The organism is Roseobacter sp. HKCC-CH-9208, from assembly GCF_037805125.1.
In the GTDB taxonomy this organism is placed as follows: domain Bacteria; phylum Pseudomonadota; class Alphaproteobacteria; order Rhodobacterales; family Rhodobacteraceae; genus M30B80.
On the sequence record NZ_JBBLYK010000001.1, the window covers coordinates 1719013 to 1736845 of the forward strand.

The following is a 17833-nucleotide window of genomic DNA, read 5'->3' on the forward strand; positions in this document are numbered from 1 at the left end:
CGTGCTATTGATGGGCTAAGCTGACGCAAAGAACCACAAAGGGCGAGCAGGCCATGCGTATCATCGGTATTGACCCAGGGCTTCGCTATCTTGGGTGGGGCGTAATCGAGGCGGATGGCCCGCGCCTACGCCACATATCAAATGGCGTTATCGAAGGGGTGGGCGATGATCTCGCCCCGCGTCTTTTGGCGCTATATGATGGATTAATCGCCGTCCTTGCCGAATTTGCACCACATTGCGCGGCGGTCGAACAGACCTTTGTCAATCGTGATGGCGCGGCTACGTTGAAATTGGGGCAGGCGCGTGGTGTTGCGATGTTGGCCCCTGCCAAGGCAGGCTTGCCTGTGGCTGAATATGCGCCAAACACAGTAAAGAAAACCGTGGTTGGGGTGGGGCACGCGCATAAAGATCAGATTGGACATATGGTGCGACTGCAATTGCCCGGATGCGCGCCAAAATCCCCTGATGCTGCTGACGCTTTGGCGATTGCGATATGTCATGCCCATCATGCGCAATCGCAGACGCGGATCATGAAAGCAGTGGGGGCAAGCCTGTGATCGGGAAATTGACAGGCCGCGTGGATTACCGCGCCAGTGACCATGTGCTTTTGGATGTCGGTGGCGTGGGCTATGTGGTTTATTGCTCAGAACGCACTCTTGCGAACCTGCCGAATGCGGGGCAGGTGGCAAGCCTTTACACCGAACTTCTGGTGCGCGAAGACCTTTTGCAGCTTTTTGGGTTTTTAACCCCGTATGATCGTGAGTGGCATCGTTTGTTGGTGTCTGTTCAGGGCGTGGGGGCCAAAGCCGCGATGGCAATCTCGGGTGCGCTTGGCACAGAGGCCTTGGCCCGTGCCATTGCGATTGGGGATTGGGGCGCGGTCAAAGCAGCCCCTGGTGTGGGCCCGAAATTGGCGCAGCGTGTGGTCAATGAACTAAAGGATAAAGGCCCCGCTTTGATGGCGATGGGCGGCAGTCTGGCCCGCGATTTGGCGCAGAATGCCCCTGCGCCCGTGGTGGAAGGCCCGCAGGGGCCTGCATCAACCCCTGCAGCACCGCCGCCGCCTGCAACCGCGCAGGCCGATGCGCAAAGTCAGGCTGAGGCAATTTCAGCCCTGACCAATTTGGGCTATGGCCCCTCTGACGCGGCAAGTGCGGTTGCGCGCGCGGCAGACGAGGCCGACACGACCCCTGCGCTGATCCGTGCGGCACTGCGCCTCTTGGCCCCGAAGGATTGATATGAGCACGCCTGATCCAACATTGCGCCCCGATCCGCACCCGCAGGATGATCTGCGCGAAGATCGCGCTTTGCGTCCTGAACTTCTGACCGAGTTTATTGGTCAGGCCGAAGCGCGGGCGAATTTGCGGGTGTTTATCGAAAGTGCCCGCAAGCGCGGTGAGGCGATGGACCATGTGCTGTTTCATGGCCCCCCCGGCTTGGGCAAGACCACCTTGGCGCAAATTATGGCGCGCGAATTGGGGGTGAATTTTCGCATGACCTCTGGCCCCGTTTTGGCAAAAGCGGGGGATTTGGCCGCGATCCTCACCAATCTTGAGCCGCGAGATGTCTTGTTTATTGACGAAATTCACCGCCTGAACCCCGCAGTCGAAGAGGTGCTCTATCCCGCGATGGAGGATTTTGCACTGGATCTGGTCATAGGTGAGGGGCCCGCCGCGCGATCTGTGCGCATCGAATTGCAGCCCTTTACCTTGATCGGGGCCACCACGCGCTTGGGGCTGTTGACCACGCCCTTGCGGGATCGGTTCGGCATCCCCACGCGTCTGGTGTATTATGACACGCCCGAGTTGGAGCAGATTGTGACCCGTGGCGCGCGCCTGATGGGCGCCCCTGCCGATGAGGAGGGGGCGCGCGAGATCGCCAAGCGCGCCCGCGGCACCCCGCGCATTGCAGGGCGCTTATTGCGCCGCGTGGTCGATTTCGCCGTGGTCGAGGGGGATGGCCGCGTAACGGCGGCGATTGCAGATCGCGCCCTGACACGGCTTGGGGTCGATAAGCTTGGGCTTGACGGGGCAGATCGGCGGTATTTGCGCCTAATCGCGGAGTCTTATGGCGGCGGCCCTGTCGGGATTGAAACGCTTGCAGCCGCCCTTTCCGAAAGCCGCGATGCGCTCGAAGAGGTGGTTGAACCCTATCTCTTGCAACAAGGCCTGATCGCGCGCAGCCCGCGGGGGCGGATGCTGACGCAATCGGCCTTTGCGCATCTAGGGCTGCCCGTTCCTACCCCGCCTGCCCAGACGGGGCTTTTTGAGTGATCAGCCAAATTTCTCGGCCCATGTGGGCAGGGGATCATGTGCTGCAGGGGTGGCCTCATAGACCGCGCGGGCAATCGCGCGGCTAAGGCACAGGGCTGCCGCATTTCCCAAATGCAGCGTATCCATGAGCGGATCGCGAAGGGCGCGCGCGCCCGTTGCAGCGGCAAAGACCAAATCCCCATCCATCGGCGTATGCGCGGGGTAAATCGCGCGCGCCATGCCATCATGCGCGGCGGTGGCCATGCGGGTGGCTTGCGCTTGGGTCAAGATCGCATCTGTCGCCACAATCGCGATGGTGGTTGCCCCGTCCCGATGACCTTTGACCAAGGGGCGTGCGGATGGATCGAACGCCCCTGTTCCAAGCCCGCCAAATTCTGCACCCATTTCAAATGGGGCTGCCCAGAATTGTGGGCCATCGCCGATAGTCACGCGGCCCAATGCGTTGACAGCGACCAGAGCGCCCACCGTGATCCCGTCAAAGGTGACCGAGGCTGAGCCAAGCCCACCCTTGAGGTCTGCGGTCAGCGCGCCAGTTCCTGCGCCCACTGTCCCAAGGTCAAAATCAGCCGATGCCGCCTCAAACGCCGCACGTCCCAAGGCGGCATAGGGGTTTTGACCCCATGCTTTGTCACCGCCATTGATCAGATCAAAGAGAATTGCGGCGGGCACGATTGGCACCTGTTGATCCCCAACGGCGAAGCCGCGCCCTGCGGCCCGCAAGCCATCCATCACGCCTGAGGCCGCATCAAGGCCAAAGGCAGACCCGCCCGAAAGAACCAGTGCATCCACCTCCTGCACCAATCGCTCAGGCGATAAGAGCGCCGTTTCTCGCGTGCCAGGCGCACCGCCCATGATATGCACCCCTGCCACAAAGGGGCGCTCGGCTGTCAGAACAGTGACCCCTGTTTTGATCACATCATCCTGAGCGTGGCCGACATATAGGCCCGCGACATCGGTGATTAAGTTTTTCGCGCCTTTCTCAAACATCGCAATCCCCCTAGATGCAGCGCCCGCCATCAACCTCCAAGGCGGCACCGGTGATCATTGAGGCCTCATCCGAGCACAAGAAGCACGCAGCATTGCCCATATCCTCGGGCGTGGAAAAGCGGCCCAAAGGGATGGTTGATAGAAATTTTTCCCGCATTTCGGGCGTGTCCTCGCCCATAAAACTGGACAAAAGCGGGGTTTCCCCCGCCACAGGGCATAGCGCGTTGACGCGGATACCTTGAGGGGCCAGTTCCACCGCCATCGCCTTGGTTGCGGTGATCATCCAACCTTTTGAAGCATTATACCAATTCAGCTTTGGTCGTGGGCTGAGGCCCGCGGTTGAGGCGATATTGAGGATCGCGCCCGCTTTTGCAGTTTTCATATACGGCACGATTTCACGGGCCATCAGATAAACAGATTTCGCATTCACCGCGAGGACGCGGTCGAACATCTCCTCGGTAACATCTTCCATCATCTGCGGCAGATGGGTGATGCCCGCATTGTTCACAACAACATCAATACGCCCCCACGCGGAGAGCGCAGATTGGGCGAGGGCGGCCACGCTCTCGCCCTTGGCGACATCGGTTTCATGGGCAAGGCTGCCCGTGACCTGTGCCATGTTATGAGCTGCTGCACCATTGAGATCGGCAATCATCACCTCGGCCCCTTCGGCGCGGAATTTGCGCACGATCCCTGCGCCAAATCCCGATGCGCCGCCTGTTACAATTGCGGTTTTTCCTGCAAGCCTCATGAAACTGTCCCTTTCTGTGGGGCCGCGTCCAAGCGGGGCGCGGTGTTGAGTAAGTTTTGTGCATAAGGATGTCTGGGGGCAGATAGAATTTGGGGCGCTGGCCCCTGTTCGACAATCACCCCATTTTCCATCACCGCAATAGTGTCGGCCATATGGGCCACAACCGTGAGATCGTGGGTGATGAAAATATACGAAAGCTGCAATTCCTGTTGCAGTGATTTTAGCAAGTCCAAAACCCGTGCGCGCACGGAGACATCAAGGGCTGAAACCGCCTCATCAAGCACCAAGATATCGGGTCGCGTGATCAGCGCGCGGGCAATGGCAATGCGCTGTCTTTGCCCGCCTGAGAATTGATGCGGGTATTTTTGCGCATCCTGAGGCGAAAGCCCGACCTGCTCAAGTGCAGTCGCAACGCGAGATGTGACCTCATTAGATGGGACATTTTGCAGATCAAGCGGTTCCGCGATCACGCGCCCCACCCGCCAACGGGGGTCAAAGCTGCCATAGGGGTCTTGAAACACAATCGACAGACGCCGCCGATTTTCAAGCGGCATGTTCGGATGCACCTCTGTGCCGTCTAAGACAATCTTCCCTGACTGCGCGGCCTCTAGCCCCAAAATGGCACGGGCGAGCGTGGATTTTCCGCATCCAGAGCCCCCAACGATCCCCAAACATTCCCCTCGCCTAAGGGTAAGATTTGCATCACGCACCGCAACGAAGGGTTCAGATTTGCGCAAGCCTAGGCGTTTGGGCGGATAGATGCGACTGACCCCTTCGACAGATAAGAGTGTCTCGCCTGTCAGGGGTTCGGTCTCTTTTGGGGCGGGGCGGGCGGCGGATAAGAGCGCCTTGGTGTAAGGGTCGCGCGGGCGGGACAAAAGCTGCTTTGTCTCGCCTTTTTCAATGATGCGGCCTTGGTTCATTACCGCCACCTCATCGGCCATCGAGGCCACAACGGCCAGATCATGCGTGATCAGTAAAAGCGCCATGCCATCCTCGGCAACGAGGGTTTTCAAAAGCGCTAAAATCCCCTGTTGGGTGGTGACATCGAGCGCGGTTGTCGCCTCGTCCGCGATTAAAACTTCGGGCGCTGCCGCGATCGCGGCGGCAATGGCCACGCGCTGCCTTTGTCCGCCAGACAGCTCATGCGGATAACGATCAAGCGCGATCTGCGCCAAGCCAACCCGATCTAAAACGGTGCGCGCCTGCGCCATTGCGGCCCGCCGATTGGGAGCGATGCGATGCACCATAAGGGTTTCGGCAACCTGTGCGCCGATTTGCAGAACGGGGTTCAGCGCGGTCATGGGTTCTTGGAAAATCATCCCAATCCTTCGACCGCGCAACTGGCACATTTTTCGATCTGACAGGCCCAAGAGACTGTCAGTGCCATTGAGCAGAACCGAACCATGCGCGCTGCATCCTTGGGGCAATAGGCCCATAATCGCCAGCGCCGTCATCGATTTGCCTGATCCAGATTCCCCAACCAAGGCCGTGATCCGATGCGCGGCGAGCGTCAGGGAAAGATCAGAAACCAATGCGCCCCCGTCATGGGTGATTGTCAGGTTCTTCAGTTCAAGGCGGGGCGAAGCGGTCATTTCAGGGCGCGCTCCAGTCTTGGGTCAAGGTGATCGCGCAGCCCATCCCCCGCCAAGTTCAAGCCAAGAACTAAGGCCATGATGCAGGCCCCGGGAAGAATGGCCAGCATCGGATGGGTGTAGATCATAGTTTGCGCCTCGGCCAACATGCGGCCCCAACTGGGGGTCGGCGGTTGTGCCCCAAGCCCAACATAGGAGAGCGCGGCCTCAGCAAGAATCCCAAGGCTGAATTGGATCGTGGCCTGCACGATGATCAGGTTCAGAATATTGGGCAAGATATGTTCAAGGCTGATCCGAAACTTGGATTTTCCCGCCACACGCGCGGCAAGGATGTAATCCAATGTCCAAAGTGGCAGCGCCCCTGCACGGGTCACGCGGGCAAAGACGGGGATATTGAAAATGCCAATTGCAAGGATCGCGTTAAACGCCGAGGGGCCGTAGGTTGCAGTGATCAGAATGGCGATCACCAGCGCGGGAAAGGCAAAGATCAGATCATTGCCCCGCATAATCAGTTCATCGCCAAAGCGCCCATGCTGTGCGGCTGCCAGCAGACCCAAAGGCACGCCAATGCTTGCCCCAATGCCAATGGCCGCCACCGCCACCGCAATAGAGGTTTGCGCGCCCACCATCAGCAAAGATAGGACATCACGCCCGAATTGATCCGTGCCAAGCAGATAGGTGGCGCTTGGCCCATGCAGGCGATTGGCAATCGCAAGGCTTGTGACCTCATGGGGCACCCAGAGGAGGCTAAGGGTGGCGAGGGCAAGGAAAAACAGGCTAATCGCACCGCCAAGGATTAAGGATCGCTGCACCTTCATCTGCGCAGCCTAGGGTCAAGGGCCGCATAGGCCAGATCAACCAAAAAGGTCACAAGGATCACGGCGAACACAAGCAGCATGGTGACCGACTCGACCACGATTAAATCGCGTTGGGTGATGCCCTGAAAGATCAGGCGACCAAGCCCAGGAAGAAAGAAAACATTCTCGATGATAATGGCACCCGCAAGCAGAAACGAGAATTGCAGGCCCAAGATCGTCATCACGGGAATGCCTGCATTGCGCAACGCATGACGCCATAGGGTTTGCCTGCGGCTTAGGCCCTTGGCGCGGGCGGTGCGGATATAGTCTTGCTCTAATGTCTCTAAGAGGGCCGAACGCAAAACCCGCGCCAAAATGGCCGCCTGCGGCAGGGCCAAGGCGAAAGCGGGCAGCGTGAGCGAGGCGAGCCCCGCCCCAAAGCTGTCCCATCCCGCAAATCCACCCGCCGACACCCATTGTAATTGTATCGCGAACAGCAGCACCAACAGCATTGCAAACCAGAAATTGGGGATCGCAATGCCGATTTGCGCAGCCGCCATCACCCCAAGATCGGGCCATGCGCCGCGCTTGGCCGCGGCCAGCACCCCCACAGGGATCGCGAGGGCAGTTGACAGGATCAGCGCGTAAATGGCCAAGGGCAGTGAAACGGCAAGCCTATCTTGGATCAAATCGGCCACGGGCACGCGATAGGTGTAGGATAGGCCAAAATCTCCCTGCACCATGCCCTCGACCCATGCCAGATATCGGGGCAGAAGTCCCCCATCGAGGCCCAGTTCCGCCCGAAGGTTTGCAACCGCCTCGTTTGTGGCATTTAGGCCAAGCATGAAACTGGCAGGATCACCGGGGATCACCTCAATGAGGCAAAAGATAACCACGCTTGCCACGGCAAGGCTAAGGATCATCGCAAGCGCCCGATTGAGAAAATAGCTCAACATGGCAAAACCTTAGACCGAAGGCGTGCTAGGCCGCTAGAGGGGACTTGCACGACTCAAGGCTTTCGCAGCAGATAGTGCCACGAGGTTGGGGACGATGGCGTCGTCCTATGGCAGACCTTAACCGCCCTGAACGCCGGGGTCTTCTGTCAAAGGAGGGTCGGCGATGCAGCGACCTGAATTCTTCCGTTTCCACAATGGCGAAAAAGCCATTCTTCCGTTTTCTCAAGCTGAGTATGACGCCCGTCTGATGGGGCTGCGCGCAATTATGGATGCGCAAGGCCTAGATGCGGTTGTGCTGAGTTCGATGCATAATATCGCCTATTATTCGGGTTTTCTCTACTGTGCCTTTGGCCGCCCCTATGCGTTGGTTGTGACCGCATCTGAGGCGGTCGTGATCTCTGCGGGCATTGATGCGGGGCAGCCATGGCGGCGCTGTGCCTGTGATGGGATCACCTATACCGATTGGCAGCGCAACAATTACTGGCGCGCCGTGGCCCATGTGGCAGGGCAGGGCAAGGCAGTTGGTTACGAAGCCGATCATCTGGTCTTGAGCCAATTTGCGCTTCTCACTGAGTTCTTGGCGCCAAAATCCACCGCCGATGTCGCGCCTGCTACGATGCGCCAGCGCATGGTGAAATCTGTCGCCGAGCGCGAGTTGATCCGCGCAGGTGCGAAAGTTGCCGATGTGGGCGGTTATGCCATTCGGGACGCCGTGAAGGCGGGGGTGCGCGAGATTGATGTCGCCATGGCAGGCCGCGATGCGATGGAGCTGGAAATTGCCAAACGCTTTCCCGATGCCGAATATCGGGACACTTGGGTATGGTTCCAATCGGGGCTTAACACCGATGGAGCGCATAACCCTGTCACGGGGCGGGTTTTGCAGCGCGGCGATATCCTGAGCCTCAATACCTTCCCAATGATCTCGGGCTATTACACCGCGCTTGAGCGCACGATGTTTGTGGGCGAAGTGGATGCGGCAAGCCTTGGTTATTGGCAGGCGAATATCGAGGCGCATGAATTGGGTATGAGCCTGATGAAGCCGGGTGTCAGCTGTGCTGAGATCACCCATGCGATCAATGATTTCTTCGTGGAACGCGATTTGCTGCAATATCGCAGTTTTGGCTATGGCCATTCCTTTGGGGTGTTAAGCCATTATTACGGCCGCGAAGCAGGTCTTGAGCTGCGCGAGGATATCGACACTGTTCTCGAAGAAGGCATGGTGATTTCCATGGAGCCGATGCTGACAATCCCTGAGGGAATGGGAGGCGCGGGCGGCTATCGCGAACATGATATTTTGATCATCACCAAGGATGGGGCCGAGGATATTACGGGCTATCCATACGGCCCTGCCGAAAACGTGGTGGGGTAATCTATCGGAAGGGGCGGTCAAGTGACCGCCCCGTTCCGTTGAAGTTTCTGCTTCAACCTTGCCCCCTGCATAGCATAAGCTGACATCAGGCCCGCGGAACGCACGGGGAATCTATGGCACGCAAAGGCATCATTTTGGCGGGTGGCACGGGAACGTGGCTTTATCCGATTACCATGGCTCTCTCGAAACAGCTTTTGCCGATTTATGATAAGCCTATGATCTAATATCCGCTTTCGGTGCTGATGTTGGCCGATATCCGCGAGATTGCGATCATCACCACCCCGTAGGATCAAGCCCAGTTCAAAAGCGCCCTTGACGATGGGCAATTGGATGTTTGCCAAATGGGGCGCGGGTATGCGTGGCTTGACACAGGCACTCATGCCAGTCTGCTCGAGGCTTCGGAATTCGTCTATACATTGCAAAAACGCCAAGGTTTGCGGACAGGCAGCCCCGATGAGATCGCCTATCACAAAGGCTGGATTTCGGCGGCAGATCTTGCCGCGCGCGCCCAGTTGTTTGGCAAGAATGAATATGGGCAATATTTGCAGGCACTCATCAAAGGGGGTTGACCTTCCAGTAACTGGAACCCTTATCTGAAGGGGGAAATGCCCCAACTGAATGATAAGTGACCCTTTAGAATGCTAGACCACCAAGCGCAGCGCGTGATCCCTCTGACTGTTGAGAACCTCTCTTGTGGCGGCTGTGCTGCGCGGGCCGAAAAGGCGCTTGCGGCGTTGCCGCATGTTCGTTCTGCTCAGGTCAATTTGACCACCAAAACTGCCCAAGTGACAGCCACGCCAGAGTTTGATCTGTCGGCGATGGATGCAGCGATGCGCAAGGCGGGATATCCCGTTGCGCTTGACCCTGCGCAGACCACTCACTGGCGTTTTGCCGTGGAAAATCTCAGTTGCGGGGGCTGTGCCTCCCGCGCTGAAAAAGCCTTAAATGCCCATCCCGCCGTGATCAAAGCCGAAGTCAATCTAGCCATGAAAGAGGCCTATGTCACCGCGACCCCCGATTTGGCCATTTCCGATTTAACCGATATGATGCGCCAAGCAGGCTATCCAATCCTGCCTGAGCCATCCGCGGCAGAGGTGCAGCCCGAGAGCGGCGCAGAGAATGAAGGGCACCTGCTGAAGCGACAGTTGATCTTGGCGGCGCTCCTAACCCTGCCTGTCTTTATCATGGAGATGGGCGGGCATCTTATCCCCGCATTTCATCACTGGCAGGTTGCGACCTTTGGGGAATTTACAACTCGTCTGGTGCAATTCGCCCTGACCACCTTGGTCTTATTTGGCCCAGGTGCGGTGTTTTTCCGCCAAGGGGTGCCTGCGTTGCTGCGCGGCGCGCCAGAGATGAATTCCTTGGTTGCGTTGGGGGCCACGGCGGCATGGGCCTTTTCCACTGTGGTCACATTTGCACCGGGTTTGATCCCAGAAGCCAGCCGCTTCATCTATTTCGAGGCCGCTGCGGTCATCGTCACCTTGATCCTTTTAGGACGTTTTTTGGAATTTCGCGCGCGTGGTCAGGCGGGCGCAGCCATTCGCAGCCTCATGGAACTGCGCCCTGACACAGCCACCCTCTTGCAAGGTGGGGCCGAGCGGCAGGTGGCAGCGTCTGAACTGCGGATCGGGGATCTAATCCGCGTCAAACCAGGTGAGAAAATTGCCACCGATGGCATCGTGACCGAGGGCGAGGCCTTGGTTGAAGAAAGCATGATCACAGGCGAGCCTGTTCCAGTGACGAAATCTGTGGGTGATAGTGTTGTGGGCGGCACGATGAACCGCGCGGGCAGCGCCATTTACCGCGTGACTGCAACAGATGGGCAAACGGTTCTCGCGCAGATCGTGGATATGGTCACAAAGGCGCAGATGACGCGCCTGCCCATTCAATCTTTGATAAATCGCGTTGCGGCGGTTTTTGTGCCTGTCGTGATCGCTGTGGGGTTTGTAACCACGGCGCTTTGGTGGGTCTTTGGCCCATCCCCCGTGCAGGCTTTGGTGATTGGCGTGTCTGTTCTCATTATTGCCTGCCCCTGCGCCATGGGTCTGGCGACACCTGTGTCTGTTATGGCGGGAACGGGGCGCGCTGCGGAATTGGGGGTGCATTTCCGTGAGGGGCGTGCACTGCAAGATTTGCGGCAAGCTGAAATTGTGGCCTTTGACAAAACAGGCACCCTCAGCACGGGCGCGCCTGCGCTTATGGCGTGTTACAACGCGCAGAACGAAGATCGCCTGATTGCCTTGGCCGCAAGTGTTGAGCGTGGATCAGAACATCCTTTCGCCCAAGCAATTGTGGCCGAGGCCGAGGCGCGTGGGCTGACCATCGCGGCGATGCAAGGGTTCCAGAACAGCATCGGTGGTGGCGTCCGCGCGATTGTCGGGGGCGCGGAGATCGCCCTAGGCACAGAGGCCTATTTGGCAGAGTTGGGTGTCAGTGTCCCAGACATTCCCCCTCAGGGTGCAAGCCTGATTCACTTGGCACAGGATGGTGCCTATGCCGGCAGTTTGGCCTTTCGTGACCCTGCTAAGAAAGATGCCCGCAACACGATTGACGCGTTGAAAAACATGGGTCTGAAGATCGCGCTTCTTTCAGGCGATGCGGCGCCTGCGGTTGATGCGCTTGCCGCAGAATTGGACATCACAGAAGCCCATGCTCGCCTCAAGCCTGAAGATAAATTGGCACTTGTGGCTGCGTGGCAAAAGGCGGGGCAGCGCGTTGTTTTTGTCGGTGATGGAATCAATGACGCCCCTGTTTTGGCGCAGGCAGATGTGGGCATCGCGCTTGGCAGTGGCACCGATATCGCGATGCAGGCGGCAGATGTGGTTCTGGTGTCTGGCGCGCCATGGGGTGTTGTGGATGCCATGACCCTGTCGCGGGCCACTTTGTGCAATATTTGGCAGAATCTGTTTTGGGCTTTTGGCTATAATGTGGCGTTGATCCCTGTGGCAGCAGGGGCATTGGCCCTGATCGGAGGGCCGCTTTTGAACCCGATGTTGGCGGCGGGCGTAATGGCGGCAAGCTCGGTCTTTGTGGTGATGAACGCGCTACGCCTGCGTCATGTGGGGGGGCATTGATGAATATCTCGCAAACGGCCATGGCCACGGGCCTGCCCGCCAAAACCATCCGCTATTACGAGGAAATTGGTTTAATTGCCCCTGCGCGTGGTGAAAACGGATACCGTAGTTTTTCGCAACAAGATGTGCATAAGCTGGGCTTTCTTGGGCGCGCCCGTGAACTGGGGTTTTCCATCGAGGAATGCCGTGCGCTTTTGGCCCTTTACGAGGATCGCGGGCGCGCAAGCGCCGATGTGAAAGAGATCGCGCAATACCATTTGCAGGATATTGATGCGAAAATGGCCAAATTGGCCGCGATGCGGGCGACCTTGGCCGATCTTGTGTCGCGCTGTTCGGGGGATCACCGCCCCGATTGTCCAATCTTGGAGGATCTCGCGATTGAGCCAAGCGGGCGGGTGGATTGAAAAACTGCGCGGGCGCTTCGATTTTGAGGTTGACGCTTGCCCCCGCTTGTCCTACTTCCGCGATGCTTCTGGCGGAGTAGCTCAGTTGGTTAGAGCAGCGGAATCATAATCCGCGTGTCGGGGGTTCAAGTCCCTCCTCCGCTACCAAGCCCTTCCTTGCACATTTTGCACTGTGATTGACGCAGCAGCGGCGCTCGTGCGCCGCCGCGTTCGTCTTAGCCCAATTCCGCCAAACGCGCGAAGGCGGTTTTAATCTTGGCTTCTTCTTCCTCACGGGCAGCAAGGTTTTCGCGGGCCTCCGCGACCACATCCTCGGGGGCGCTTGCCACGAATTTGGGGTTGTTCACGCGGCCCTTCAGCCCACCGATTTCCTTGGCCAATTTATCCAGCAGCTTTTGCAAGCGCGCCTTTTCCTCGGCCACATCAATCAGATCAGCCACGGGCAGGCCGAATGTGCCGCCCTCAACCGCAACTGTAACCGCGCCTTTGGGCATGGTATGAGCATGGGTCAGCTCCGAGATGCGGGCAAGCCGTTCGATCATTGCTGCGTTATTGTCCCACGCGGCCTGACCGCGCGCATCGAGATCAAGTTGCAGCAATTGCACCTTAAGCCCCACGGGGACATGCATTTGTGCGCGCACGGAGCGGATTTCTTCGATCAGCGAAATCACCCAAGTCATCTCGCGTGCGGCCTCGGCATCGACCAGTTCCGCGCCATAGTCGGGCCAATCTGTATGCACCAGCATTTTGGGACGATTTGCAATCTCGCCCCACAGGTCTTCGGTGATGAAGGGCATTGTGGGGTGCAAAAGGATCAGACATTGGTCGATGACCCATGCCATGGTCGCGCGGGTTTCGGCGATGACAGCCGCGTCATCAGAGGCAAAAAGCGGCTTGGCGAATTCGACATACCAATCGCACACCTTACCCCAAATAAAGGCATAAAGCCCGTTTGCCGCATCGTTGAACCGATATTGCGACAACGCCTCGTCATGGGCCAAACGCGCCTGCGCGGTTTCGCCGATGATCCATTTGTTCACAGTTTGGCTGACCGATTTTGGATTAAACCCTGCAACAGGTTTGCAATCGTTCATTTCCGCAAACCGCGCGGCGTTCCACAGTTTCGTGCCGAAATTGCGATAGCCCGCGATGCGGTCTTTCGACAGTTTCAAATCGCGCCCCATCGCCGCCATGGAGGTCAGCGTAAAGCGCAGCGCATCCGCGCCAAACTCGTCAATCAATTCGAGGGGATCAAGCACGTTGCCGATACTCTTCGACATCTTGCGCCCCTTTTCATCGCGCACCAACGCGTGGACGTAAACGTCACGGAAGGGAATATCATCGACCACGGCCAATTGCATCATCATCATCCGCGCAACCCAGAAGAAGATGATGTCAAAGCCCGACACAAGCGTTGAGGTCGGGAAATAGCGTTCCAATTCTGGTGTCTTTTCAGGCCAGCCAAGCGTACCAATGGGCCAAAGGCCAGAGGAGAACCAAGTGTCGAGGACATCAGGGTCACGGGTCAGGGATTTGCCGCCTGCCATCGCCTGCGCTTCCGCCTCTATTGGCGCGCAATACATTCCGCCTTCGTCATCATACCACACAGGGATCTGATGCCCCCACCACAACTGCCGCGAGATCGTCCATGGCTCGATATTCTCGAGCCAGTGGAAATAGACCTTGCGGTGCTGTTCGGGCATGATCCGCGTGCGCCCCTCGCGCACGGCCTCTAGCGCGGGCTCCACGATCTTGGCGGTGTCAACAAACCATTGGTCGGTCAGCATCGGCTCGATCACGACCTTTGAGCGATCCCCGAAGGGTTGCGTGATGGTCTTTTCTTCGACCAAAGGCACCAAGGCATCCGCGCCTTCCGCGTCTGGTTTCAGCGCAGTTTTGCCAAGGCGGGGGTCATCGGCGCGGGTCATCACAGCCAGACCTTCGGCGGTGATCTCCGCCACAACCGCATCACGGGCGGCGTAACGCTCTATCCCGCGCAGATGGTCGGGAACAAGGTTCAGCGTGTCCACTTCGGCCTCAGTCAGGGTCTTCTCCCCATTGGCCACTTCCTGCGCAATCGCCGCCGCCTCGGCATAGGCTGCGCCATCGGCGCGCAGATGCGCGCGCGTGTCCATCAGGCGATAGCAGGGGATATTGCCCCGCTTGGCCACGCCGTAATCGTTGAAATCATGCGCGCCCGTGATCTTAACCGCGCCCGAGCCGAAATTCGGGTCGGGATATTCATCGGTGATGATCGGGATCAGGCGGCGATGTTCCTTCGGCCCGACAGGAATTTCGCAGAGCATCCCCACGATGGGCTTGTAGCGTTCGTCATCGGGATGGACGGCCACCGCGCCATCGCCCAGCATGGTTTCGGGCCGTGTCGTGGCAATCGAGATATAATCGCGCGTCTCACGCAAGGTGACGTTTCCGTCCTCATCCTTCTCGACATATTCATAGGTGGCCCCACCCGCGAGCGGATATTTGAAATGCCACATATGGCCTGTCTGGTCGATATTCTCGACCTCAAGATCGGAAATCGCAGTCTCGAAATGCGGATCCCAGTTCACCAACCGCTTGCCGCGATAGATGAAGCCTTTGTTATACATATCTACAAAGACCTTGATCACAGCATCGTGGAAATTGCCTTCTTCGCCTGCGGGCGCATTGGGTGCGCCTGACATGGTGAAGGCCTCGCGTGACCAGTCGCAGGAGGCTCCAAGGCGCTTAAGCTGTTCGATGATCGTGCCGCCAGATTTCTTTTTCCACGCCCAAACATGAGAGAGGAATTCCTCGCGGCTCATATCGCGGCGCGATTTGCCCTCCTTGGCCAATTCGCGCTCGACCACCATCTGCGTGGCGATGCCCGCGTGATCGGTGCCAGGCTGCCACAGCGTGTCAAAGCCGCGCATCCGATGCCACCGCACAAGCACATCTTGCAGCGTGTTGTTGAACGCATGGCCCACATGCAGCACGCCCGTCACATTGGGGGGCGGGATCATGATGCTAAACGCCTCGGAACCTGCTTTGGCATTGGCCCCTGCCTTAAAGCATTCCCCTGCTTCCCATTTCGCGGAAATCCGCGCTTCGGCTGATTTTGCGTCGAATGTCTTTTCCATTTGATCCGCCTTCGGGCTGCATCTGCGTGTGGTTTCTCAGAGCCTCCCTTACCCAATGGGGCGGGTGAGGCCAAGGGGCAAGGGGGCGCTTCTCTACGGGAAATCGTGAGAAAGCGGCGGGCGAGACTGGACAGATCGATCTGGCCCGCTACTGTGCAACATAAGCGAAGGCGCGTTTCGCAGCTCAGCGCCGTGCCAGTAGGAGGGATCATGAAAAAGTTTGGATCAAGCCAATCGGTGAAACGCCTTGAAGATGCTCGTCTTTTGACGGGGCAGGGGCGCTATATTGATGATATTGCGCCAAAGGATGCCTTGGTGGGGTTCGTGCTACGCAGCCCTGTTGCACATGGCACTATCACCACCCTTGATCTTGATGCCGCGCGTGCGGCGGATGGGGTGCATATGATCATCACGGGCGCTGATATCGAGGCGGCGGGGTATCTGAATGCGATGCGCTATGTCACTGTGAAAAACGGCGATGGCAGCGATGCGGCTGCCCCGCGCCGCCCCGTCCTGACCACCTCGCGTGTGAGGTTTGTGGGCGAGGCCGTGGCCTTCATCGTGGCAGATAGCCTTGCTCAGGCGCGCGATGCAGCTGAACTGATCGAATTGGATATTGATGACCTGCCCGTGAAATTAGATCTTTCTGCAGGCGGCGCGGCGCTGCATGACGAAGCGCCCGATAACGTGGCCTATAATTGGGAACATGGCGATGAGGCGGCTGTTAAAACTGCGATGGAGCAGGCCAAACATCGTGTCAGTCTGCGCATCGAAGACAACCGCATCATCGTCAATTCAATCGAGCCGCGTGGGTGTTTCGCGGAACCGCAGGGTGAGCGTATCCATCTGGGCGTAAATGGTCAGGGGGTCTGGGGCACCAAAGGTGATCTATCCAAATTCTTTGGCATTGATCCTTCGCAAGTCCGTGTGACCACGCCCGATGTAGGCGGCGGGTTCGGGATGAAGACCATGGGCTATCCCGAATATTTCCTAACCGCGATGGCCGCCCGCCATCTGGGCCGCCCTGTGCGGTGGATGTCCGATCGCACCGAGGCCATGTTGGCCGATAACGCGGGCCGCGATTTGGTCACAGTGAGCGAGCTTGGCTTTGACGAGAATTATCGCCTCGTGGCCTATCATTTGGACAGTTGGTCGAACCTTGGGGCTTATGTCTCGCAATATGGGCAGCTGATCCAATCAAACCTATTCGCCCGCGTTTTGACGGGCACCTATGACATTCAAAATGTATTTTTCCGCAACCGTGCGGTATTTACAAACACCGCGCAGGTCGATGCCTATCGTGGGGCGGGGCGCCCTGAGGCGATTTTCTGCCTTGAGCGCAGCATGGATCACGCTGCCCGCGTCTTGGGGGTGGATCCCGCCGAATTGCGCTGGCGCAATTTCATTCGCCCCGATCAGATGCCCTATCGCACCGCAACGGGGGAGCTATACGATGTGGGCGAGTTTGGGGCGCTTTTGGATCGTGCTTTGGAAAAAGCGGATCTATCAGGCTTTGATGCACGCCGTGCGGCCAGCGCTGCCAAGGGCAAACTGCGCGGCGCGGGGATTTGTTACTATATCGAGTCAATCCTAGGCGACCCCGATGAGCGGGCCAAGATCGAACTCACTGATGCAGGCGCGCGCGTTTATGTCGGGACGCAATCAAACGGGCAGGGCCACGAAACGGTCTATCCGCAGCTTGTCCATGATCAAACGGGCCTTCCGCTTGAGGCGATTGAGATCGTGCAGGGCGATAGTGATTTGATCGAAATGGGTGGCGGCACGGGTGGATCGCGCTCGGTCACTGTGCAGGGCATGGCGCTGCGCGCCGCAGGCGACAGCCTCATCGGTGGCTTGCGCGATTTCATGGCGGATCATCTCGATGCGGATGATGTCAATTTCGATGCCGATGAAGGGGTCTTCCGCGCGCCTGGATCAAATGTGGTGGTAACGCTGCTAGAGGCTGCCGAGGCCGCGCGCGGTGCGGGCCGTGCGGATCTGTGTGTTGTGCAGGAATATGTCAAACTGCCCGGACGTTCCTATCCCAATGGGTGCCATATCGCAGAGGTCGAGATTGACCCCGAAACAGGTGTGATGGCCGTGGATCGCTACACTGTGGTAGATGATTTCGGCAATATGATGAACCCCATGTTGGCCGAGGGCCAAGTGCATGGTGGCGTGGCGCAGGGGATTGGTCAGGCGGTTTGCGAGCGCGTGGTTTATGACGCAGATGGTCAGCTGTTGACAGCAACCTTCATGGATTACGCGATGCCGCGCGCCGATAATATGCCGTTTATCGGCTTCTCCATCCGCCCTGTTCCCTCAATCGCGAACCCATTGGGGATGAAGGGCTGCGGCGAGGCAGGCACAGTGGGTGCGTTGGCGGCAGTTTCCAATGCTGTCAATGATGCGCTTGCGGATATGGGGGCCAAGGTTGAGATGCCCTTTACCCCCGCCCGCCTGTGGGAGGCCATCGAAGCCACCCGCGCGATTGCGGCAGAATAG

The 17833-nt window shown here is 58.3% G+C and carries 13 protein-coding genes, 1 tRNA gene and 1 pseudogene; 9 read left to right on the top strand and 6 right to left on the bottom strand.

Annotation, left to right across the window (positions count from 1 at the left end; translation table 11 throughout):
* The first annotated feature begins 53 nt into the window (after window positions 1-53).
* Genes ruvC through ruvB form a run of 3 tightly spaced genes read left to right on the top strand, consistent with a single transcriptional unit; the run spans window position 54 to window position 2273 of the window.
* On the top strand, window positions 54-557 hold the full coding sequence (ruvC, locus tag AAC621_RS08655; protein WP_340254363.1) for a crossover junction endodeoxyribonuclease RuvC: 504 nt from the start codon (window positions 54-56) through the stop codon (window positions 555-557).
* A complete protein-coding gene (gene ruvA / locus AAC621_RS08660) occupies window positions 554-1237 on the top strand; it encodes a Holliday junction branch migration protein RuvA (RefSeq protein WP_340254366.1) in 684 nt (227 codons plus the stop codon). The genes ruvC and ruvA overlap by 4 nt, the downstream gene beginning before the upstream one ends.
* Window position 1238: 1 nt before the next feature.
* Window positions 1239-2273, top strand: coding sequence for a Holliday junction branch migration DNA helicase RuvB (gene ruvB / locus AAC621_RS08665; RefSeq protein WP_317655609.1), 1035 nt, complete (start codon window positions 1239-1241; stop codon window positions 2271-2273).
* Here the strand turns inward: ruvB and AAC621_RS08670 are convergent, their stop codons facing one another.
* Genes AAC621_RS08670 through AAC621_RS08690 form a run of 5 tightly spaced genes read right to left on the bottom strand, consistent with a single transcriptional unit; the run spans window position 2274 to window position 7359 of the window.
* Window positions 2274-3260 carry a P1 family peptidase gene (locus AAC621_RS08670; RefSeq protein ID WP_340254369.1) on the bottom strand — a complete coding sequence of 329 codons (987 nt, stop codon included), beginning with the start codon at window positions 3258-3260 and terminating at the stop codon, window positions 2274-2276.
* Between the two features lie 10 nt (window positions 3261-3270).
* Window positions 3271-4011 (bottom strand): glucose 1-dehydrogenase, encoded by a 741-nt coding sequence (locus AAC621_RS08675; protein ID WP_340254372.1) that lies wholly within the window; start codon window positions 4009-4011, stop codon window positions 3271-3273.
* Window positions 4008-5606 (bottom strand): ABC transporter ATP-binding protein, encoded by a 1599-nt coding sequence (locus AAC621_RS08680; RefSeq protein WP_340254375.1) that lies wholly within the window; start codon window positions 5604-5606, stop codon window positions 4008-4010. The genes AAC621_RS08675 and AAC621_RS08680 overlap by 4 nt, the downstream gene beginning before the upstream one ends.
* Entirely contained in the window at window positions 5603-6424 is an 822-nt protein-coding gene (locus AAC621_RS08685; RefSeq protein ID WP_340254378.1) for an ABC transporter permease, read from the bottom strand. The genes AAC621_RS08680 and AAC621_RS08685 overlap by 4 nt, the downstream gene beginning before the upstream one ends.
* Window positions 6421-7359: an ABC transporter permease gene (locus AAC621_RS08690; RefSeq protein ID WP_340254381.1), complete on the bottom strand. Its 939-nt coding sequence runs from the start codon at window positions 7357-7359 to the stop codon at window positions 6421-6423. Before AAC621_RS08690 ends, AAC621_RS08685 begins: the two co-directional genes overlap by 4 nt.
* A 163-nt stretch (window positions 7360-7522) precedes the next feature.
* Here AAC621_RS08690 and AAC621_RS08695 point away from each other — a divergent pair, with 163 nt between their 5' ends.
* The 5 genes and pseudogenes from AAC621_RS08695 to AAC621_RS08715 all read left to right on the top strand — a co-directional run bounded on the left by AAC621_RS08695 (window position 7523) and on the right by AAC621_RS08715 (window position 12356).
* On the top strand, window positions 7523-8728 hold the full coding sequence (locus AAC621_RS08695; protein ID WP_340254384.1) for an aminopeptidase P family protein: 1206 nt from the start codon (window positions 7523-7525) through the stop codon (window positions 8726-8728).
* A 113-nt stretch (window positions 8729-8841) separates the two neighbouring features.
* Window positions 8842-9297: pseudogene (locus AAC621_RS08700) on the top strand (sugar phosphate nucleotidyltransferase).
* Between the two features lie 69 nt (window positions 9298-9366).
* Window positions 9367-11805 carry a heavy metal translocating P-type ATPase gene (locus AAC621_RS08705; protein ID WP_340254387.1) on the top strand — a complete coding sequence of 813 codons (2439 nt, stop codon included), beginning with the start codon at window positions 9367-9369 and terminating at the stop codon, window positions 11803-11805.
* Window positions 11805-12209, top strand: a complete 405-nt coding sequence (gene cueR / locus AAC621_RS08710) for a Cu(I)-responsive transcriptional regulator (RefSeq protein ID WP_340254390.1) — start codon at window positions 11805-11807, stop codon at window positions 12207-12209. Before AAC621_RS08705 ends, cueR begins: the two co-directional genes overlap by 1 nt.
* 70 nt (window positions 12210-12279) lie before the next feature.
* A tRNA-Met gene (locus AAC621_RS08715) sits at window positions 12280-12356 on the top strand.
* A gap of 68 nt (window positions 12357-12424) precedes the next feature.
* Here the strand turns inward: AAC621_RS08715 and AAC621_RS08720 are convergent.
* Window positions 12425-15328, bottom strand: coding sequence for a valine--tRNA ligase (locus tag AAC621_RS08720; protein WP_340254393.1), 2904 nt, complete (start codon window positions 15326-15328; stop codon window positions 12425-12427).
* Between the two features lie 210 nt (window positions 15329-15538).
* Between AAC621_RS08720 and AAC621_RS08725 the strand changes: the two genes are divergently transcribed.
* Complete coding sequence (locus AAC621_RS08725; RefSeq protein WP_340254396.1) at window positions 15539-17833, top strand: xanthine dehydrogenase family protein molybdopterin-binding subunit; 2295 nt, start codon at window positions 15539-15541, stop codon at window positions 17831-17833.

Coding starts and splice junctions, on each gene's coding strand:
- AAC621_RS08725 (WP_340254396.1), top strand. CDS start 15,539: ATGAAAAAGTTTGGATCAAGCCAATCGGTGAAACGCCTTGAAGATGCT.
- AAC621_RS08670 (WP_340254369.1), bottom strand. CDS start 3,260: ATGTTTGAGAAAGGCGCGAAAAACTTAATCACCGATGTCGCGGGCCTA.
- AAC621_RS08675 (WP_340254372.1), bottom strand. CDS start 4,011: ATGAGGCTTGCAGGAAAAACCGCAATTGTAACAGGCGGCGCATCGGGA.
- AAC621_RS08720 (WP_340254393.1), bottom strand. CDS start 15,328: ATGGAAAAGACATTCGACGCAAAATCAGCCGAAGCGCGGATTTCCGCG.
- AAC621_RS08705 (WP_340254387.1), top strand. CDS start 9,367: ATGCTAGACCACCAAGCGCAGCGCGTGATCCCTCTGACTGTTGAGAAC.
- AAC621_RS08680 (WP_340254375.1), bottom strand. CDS start 5,606: ATGACCGCTTCGCCCCGCCTTGAACTGAAGAACCTGACAATCACCCAT.
- AAC621_RS08685 (WP_340254378.1), bottom strand. CDS start 6,424: ATGAAGGTGCAGCGATCCTTAATCCTTGGCGGTGCGATTAGCCTGTTT.
- AAC621_RS08695 (WP_340254384.1), top strand. CDS start 7,523: ATGCAGCGACCTGAATTCTTCCGTTTCCACAATGGCGAAAAAGCCATT.
- ruvC (WP_340254363.1), top strand. CDS start 54: ATGCGTATCATCGGTATTGACCCAGGGCTTCGCTATCTTGGGTGGGGC.
- cueR (WP_340254390.1), top strand. CDS start 11,805: ATGAATATCTCGCAAACGGCCATGGCCACGGGCCTGCCCGCCAAAACC.
- ruvB (WP_317655609.1), top strand. CDS start 1,239: ATGAGCACGCCTGATCCAACATTGCGCCCCGATCCGCACCCGCAGGAT.
- AAC621_RS08690 (WP_340254381.1), bottom strand. CDS start 7,359: ATGTTGAGCTATTTTCTCAATCGGGCGCTTGCGATGATCCTTAGCCTT.